Source organism: Mycobacterium sp. (assembly GCF_035499775.1).
In the GTDB taxonomy this organism is placed as follows: Bacteria; Actinomycetota; Actinomycetes; order Mycobacteriales; family Mycobacteriaceae; genus Mycobacterium.
In genome coordinates, this window is record NZ_DATJYB010000310.1 from 1 (window position 1) to 5,338 (window position 5,338).

A 5,338-nucleotide genomic window follows, 5' to 3' on the forward strand; every position below is an offset into this window, starting at 1 on the left:
CCGTCCGCTACCAAGTTCCAGCCGAGAGCCTTCATGACTTCATGGAGGCGATGACTGCGGTGAGGCAGTCACGGCTGCGAACGGGTGGACACAGTTGGCGGCTGTATCACAGTGCCGGACAACCAGATACATTCCTCGAGAGATTCACCGTGGGGTCCTGGACCGAATTTGAGCGTCAGCGCACCGAGCGCTGGTTGGAATACGATACTTATGGCATCAAAAAGGCGATTAGCTTCACCGTCGACCGCGACCGAATGTACGAGTACTTCCTTGCTCTGCGCATACGCCGATAGCCACCGCAATACTCATCCGGCGTCGTCCGACTCACTGGTCGTACAGAAAATACTTTGACCGGACCGATTGGGTTGTCTAGTCCTGATTCACTGTCCCGCGTTTCATGTTTCGTGGTACCCAACCCTCATCATTCTCATCAGCTGCTGTCGATCAGCAACATAAGGCCGTAGTCCATGGGGCCGGCCTAGTAACGCAACGATTCTGGGTGTTTTCGCGGTCTTGTGGGGATCAGGCGGGGACGCGCAGCGTGCGGTGCCCGTCGCGACGGAGTTCGGCGTCGATGTCGAAGGAGTAGGCGCCGTAGAAGTTGATATGGTCATGCTGCGCCGGCCTCAGGTGAGCGGCGATCTCGTCTGTGACCGCGATGCCGTCGGCGTGCAGCGGGTCGATCGTGTCGCCCAGATACGTTGGTGGGAAGCCCGGTAGTAGGCAATGCTCCAGCCGTCCTTGCTGTGCTTGATCACCACACCGGCGAACGCGCCGACGGTGGGCCGGTCTGGAAATGCGAACGCTGTCCGTACCCCGCTGAGGACGAACGCGTCAGTCATTGCCGTCACTTGTCCGAAGGAACCTCAGCGAATCCCGGTTCCCCGCCGTCTGCAACGGAATTGAACCGGATCCGCGTTTCGAGACGTTCGCTGATTTCCTGGATCGCGCTCTCGGGCAGGGCGGTGACATCGAAGTTCTCTTTGATGCGTGACGGCGTGACCGACCCGGTGAGAACTGCAGTGCCGCGCTGTATCCCCCAGGCCAAAAGCACTTGCGCCGGTGTCTTTCTATGACGTTGAGCGATCGAGACGATGAGAGGGTCATCGAGCAGTCGCGGTTCTAATGCGTGGCCCAGCGATGCGAACGCCAACACGATGATTCCGTGTGCCCGGCAGAGTTCATAGAGCTCCCACTGCGGGTGATACGGGTGCGACTCGACCTCCACGACCGCCGGCTTGATTCGCGCGGTATCGACGATTTCGCGGGTGCGTTCGACGCCGATATCCGACAGGCCTATTGCCCGTGAAAGTCCCTCGTCCACGAGGCGCTCCAGCGCCTGCCACGTCTGCGCTAATGTGACCCCCTCGTCGTAGATCACCCGACCGTTCTCATCCCTGGGATCTTGGTCGTCGCCAGGACGGAAGGCGAACGGGGTGTGCACCAGATACAGATCGACGGTCTCGAGTCCGAGCCTGTCCAGGCTGGCCTGCAACGCGGGCTTGACTCGTTGCGGTCGATGGTTGTTGTTCCACAGCTTGGTGGTCACGAATAAGTCCTCGCGGCGCACCGTCCCGGCAGCGAATAGATCCTTGAGTGCCGCGCCGACCTCCGCTTCGTTGCGGTACCGCTCGGCGGCGTCGAGGTGACGGAAACCTACCTCGACAGCTGTCGTCACCGCGCTGCGCGTCTTCGTGCGATCGGAAAGCGATGTCCCAAACCCGAGCGCCGGGATCTCACTGACACCGTTGTTCAGGACGAACTTGTGCTGGTTGAGTTTTTCATGCAATGCCATGGCTTTTCGCCTCATCCATTCCTAGCGCCGGGGCATAGATGGCGTCGGCGGGTACCGACGCGACGCCGAGTTCGGCTGCAATGGCATCGACAGCGAGCCTGGCGACATCCGGGTGCACTCGGCCGTCGGAGGTGTAGTACGGCTGGATGTAGCGCTCGTAGTAGCGCTGCACCTCTTGATTTGTCATCCGGTTGAGAAACGACGCGATGTAGCGGATCGCCAGGTCGGGTTGATCCGCCAACGTTTTCAGTGCGCGCTGATTGGCCCGGACCAGCGCCTGCAGCGCAGGGCTGTCGATCGGGTTGTAGGTGGCGTCCACTGCGATTCCCACAGTCGGGATCTGGAAGTGATCTCCCACCCAAGCCAATACGTGGAAGCCCTCTTCCTCGGCAACTTGTTCGGGGCCCATGGTGCTGCCAACGTAGGCGGCGTCGATGGAGCCGTCGCGAAGGTGCCGTAGGTCCATCTGGTAGTCACCCGGATGTCGCACCATACATGTCACGTCCCGGTCAGGGTCCAGACCGTGCTTCCGCAGCACTATGCGGGCAAAGCAACCCGGCGGGTTATCCGGCGCATGCACAGCGAGCCGGCGACCGCGGAGGTCCGCCATGGACGTCACGTTTGCGTTGCCGAGGAACCAGAACAATGGCCGGTCGGTGTTCATGCTCAGCACGGTCCACTCGAAGCCGTCGGTCAGTCGCGATAGTACCGCCCGGCCGAGCCCAATGGTCGCGCAGGTGCGTACACGCGTTATGTCCCAACGGGTTCCATCCCGCATGGCAACGTGGACGCCCTCGTCTTCGAAGTAGCCCTCCTGATCGGCCACGTAGGCGATCAGCTCCTCGTGGATGCCGCGACCAACATAAGCCAGATCGATCGTGTGCATGGTGAGGCCTTCCTTGAGTCGCGATACGAGCATTCAATCCATCGTCAGGCCGCCGTCGAGCGGGAAATAGTGGCCGGTGGTGAAACCGGAATCTTCACTCGCCAAGAAGGCCAAGGTCTTGGCCACCTCGTCGGGCGTGACAAGTCGTCCCATCGGCGCCGCCGCGCCGAGCGCCTGCAACTCCTGCGGTGTCAACTTCTGGTTCATCGACGTGCCCTGCACCGTTGCCGGTGCGACGAGGTTGGCGGTGATTCCGTGCGGCGCCAGCTCGAGCGCGATGTAGCGGACGAACTGATTCATGGCCGCCTTGGCGACGCCGAGGTTGATCATGCCGTTGCGCGGATGCCGCGACGGCTCGGCGGTGAGATAAAGTAGACGGCCATAGCCACGGGAAATCATCCCCGGCACAGCAGCTTTGGTGAGCAGGAATGCGGCGTGTAGCTCAGCGTCCAGCTTGCCGCCGAGCTGTTCCCAGGTCAGATCGGCAAACGGGGTGATGACATAAGGAATCAACGCGTTGTGCACGAGCACGTCGACCGAGCGCCAGCGCTGCTCGATTTCACCGAACATCGCTGCGACGTCGTCGGCTAGCGTCACGTCGGCCCGGATCGCCACTGCCTCGCCCCCTGCCGCGGTAATGGTCGTGACCACCTCGTCAGCCTCGGCGGCGCTCGACCGGTAGTTGACGACAACCCGAAACCCGTCTTCGGCAAGCACCCGTGCGGTCGCAGAACCGATTCCCCGACTGGCTCCCGTGACCATCGCGACACGTGACATCAGAATTGTCCTCCGTGTGAAGGAAAGAGCTCTGCGATCCGCAGGTGGCGGTATTTCGCGCCAGGGAAAGTCACTGGCCCGGCTGGGCAGCTTGGCCCTGCATCATCTCAAGATCGTAGGACCAGCCGCGTCGCTGGGATAGCTGCGGACCGAAGATTTAACGCGCGTGACTTGCGCGGACAGGTCGCCGGGTTGGCGGCCTGTGCGTTCGGTCTACTACCGGACCGCGGTGTTCGACAGGCGCGAAGCGCCGCGCATGACGGCGAGCTCGAGCGTCTGCCACTATCCGCGCGCCCTCACGATTCAGAGAGCATCACTGCGCGTTGTCGGTGACGCTTAGATGCGGCAAGCTAGTAAAGGCCCACGAACTGGGCGAGGAGGGTCACTTCATGCGACTCTGGACGGCTCCAGGCGAGCCAGGCCAATCACGCGCTTTCGGGCTGCGGGCGCGCGACGCTGCTGACATCGTGCCGCCGGCCATCTATCCCGACGACCCTGCGACTAGCCGCCTTTCGATTATCCGTTGGTGACATTGCGCACCCGAAGAATTGGGTTGGGAGTCTGACATGACAGCACCTGATGGACTTCGCTTGACGAGGATTCCTCTCGTCAACGGCCGGGGTGCGATACCTGCTGTCGGGTTCGGCACGCTGATTCCGGATCGTGCTGAGACTAAGCGGGCCGTCACGACCGCGCTGGGCGTGGGTTTTCGGCATTTCGATTGCGCGGAACGGTATCGCAATGAAGACGCGGTGGGCGATGCGTTGCGCGAGGCGTTCGAGGCCGGAACGATTCAGCGGGAAGATGTCTTCGTCACCACGAAGCTGTGGAACACCAATCACCGCCCAGAGCGCGTCAGGCCTGCCTTCGAAGCGAGCCTTCGCCGACTTCAGCTCGACTATGTCGATTGCTATCTGATCCACACACCGTTCGCCTTCCGTCCTGGCGACGACCAAGATCCCAGGGATGAGAACGGTCAGGTGATCTACGACGAGGGGGTCACATTAGCGCAGACGTGGCAGGCGCTGGAGCGCCTCGTGGACGACGGTCGCTGTGGGTCGATCGGCCTGTCAGACATCACCGTGGAGAAAGTGAAAGAGATCGTTGCGGTTGCGCGTATCAGGCCGGCGGTGGTGCAAGTCGAGTCGCATCCTTATCTACCCGAATGGGAACTGCTTTCCTTCTGTCGCGAGCATGGGATCGTGCTTTTGGCATTCGCGCCGCTGGGACATTCCTCGGTGCCAAATTTGTTGGAAGACCCGATAATCGCCGGTATCGCAGAGCGCCTGCACGTGACCTCGGCCCAGGTTGCCCTGTCTTGGGCCGTGCAGCGGGGCACTGCTTTCCTGACCACATCGACCAGACCTGAACGCATCCGACAGAACTTTGAGATTTCGACTCTCCCTGAAGACGCTATGCAGGACATTCGGAACCGTATCACCACGAACGTCAGGTTCAACCCGGTCATAGGCACCGGCGTGCCTGGATTCATTCCTCCGAGCTAGAGGTCATACATCGCGCCCGCGCTGCGTCGTCGCCCACACAGCCGACGCCGCTCAACTCAATCGGCTGCTCGCAAGGGGAACCTCAAACGGCACGCCGACACCGAGCGACCGCGGCCGGCCAGGCAGGAGACTGCCGATGTCCCGTAAGACTGGTTCGGTCATCCTTCCCGGTGAAGGGGGGCTAAGCGGCACACTATCTATTTGGCCTATTTGGCGCGACGGAGCTGAAGATCGGCTACGCGCAGTTGTCTACGGTGGATCAAGATCTCACGCTGCAACGGGAGGCGCTCGCGGCGCTCGGTGTCGACTCGGAGCGGATCTATGTCGACCACGGTCTGACGGGCACAAACCGAGAGCGGCCCGGATTGCGCCAAG

At 61.7% G+C, this 5,338-nt stretch carries 7 protein-coding genes; 3 read left to right on the forward strand and 4 right to left on the reverse strand.

The features are described from left to right. The coding region (locus tag VML93_RS19670; RefSeq protein ID WP_325613245.1) for an MFS transporter at nucleotides 1-293 on the forward strand (293 nt) is incomplete at its 5' end. Nucleotides 294-626: 333 nt separating this feature from the next. Here the strand turns inward: VML93_RS19670 and VML93_RS19675 are convergent. From VML93_RS19675 to VML93_RS19690, 4 genes are read right to left on the reverse strand one after another with little or no spacing between them, the layout of a single operon-like run. Beyond that, a complete protein-coding gene (locus VML93_RS19675; protein ID WP_325613247.1) occupies nucleotides 627-842 on the reverse strand; it encodes a hypothetical protein in 216 nt (71 codons plus the stop codon). A gap of 5 nt (nucleotides 843-847) precedes the next feature. Beyond that, nucleotides 848-1,795, reverse strand: coding sequence for an aldo/keto reductase (locus tag VML93_RS19680; protein ID WP_325613248.1), 948 nt, complete (start codon nucleotides 1,793-1,795; stop codon nucleotides 848-850). Continuing rightward, complete coding sequence (locus VML93_RS19685) at nucleotides 1,782-2,714, reverse strand: ABC transporter substrate-binding protein (RefSeq protein WP_325613249.1); 933 nt, start codon at nucleotides 2,712-2,714, stop codon at nucleotides 1,782-1,784. The genes VML93_RS19680 and VML93_RS19685 overlap by 14 nt, the downstream gene beginning before the upstream one ends. After that, nucleotides 2,715-3,458, reverse strand: coding sequence for an SDR family NAD(P)-dependent oxidoreductase (locus VML93_RS19690; protein WP_325613251.1), 744 nt, complete (start codon nucleotides 3,456-3,458; stop codon nucleotides 2,715-2,717). Nucleotides 3,459-4,024: 566 nt separating this feature from the next. Between VML93_RS19690 and VML93_RS19695 the strand changes: the two genes are divergently transcribed. Together VML93_RS19695 and VML93_RS19700 are read left to right on the forward strand one after the other, a co-directional pair. Beyond that, nucleotides 4,025-4,963 (forward strand): aldo/keto reductase, encoded by a 939-nt coding sequence (locus VML93_RS19695; RefSeq protein WP_325613252.1) that lies wholly within the window; start codon nucleotides 4,025-4,027, stop codon nucleotides 4,961-4,963. A 224-nt stretch (nucleotides 4,964-5,187) separates the two neighbouring features. Further along, a partial coding sequence (locus VML93_RS19700; RefSeq protein WP_325613254.1) for a recombinase family protein occupies nucleotides 5,188-5,338 on the forward strand: 151 nt, incomplete at its 3' end.

What these genes read in the sequence shown, in the direction of transcription:
- VML93_RS19675 (WP_325613247.1), bottom strand. Translation starts at nt 842, where the DNA reads ATGACTGACGCGTTCGTCCTCAGCGGGGTACGGACAGCGTTCGCATTT.
- VML93_RS19690 (WP_325613251.1), bottom strand. Translation starts at nt 3,458, where the DNA reads ATGTCACGTGTCGCGATGGTCACGGGAGCCAGTCGGGGAATCGGTTCT.
- VML93_RS19685 (WP_325613249.1), bottom strand. Translation starts at nt 2,714, where the DNA reads ATGCTCGTATCGCGACTCAAGGAAGGCCTCACCATGCACACGATCGAT.
- VML93_RS19695 (WP_325613252.1), top strand. Translation starts at nt 4,025, where the DNA reads ATGACAGCACCTGATGGACTTCGCTTGACGAGGATTCCTCTCGTCAAC.
- VML93_RS19680 (WP_325613248.1), bottom strand. Translation starts at nt 1,795, where the DNA reads ATGGCATTGCATGAAAAACTCAACCAGCACAAGTTCGTCCTGAACAAC.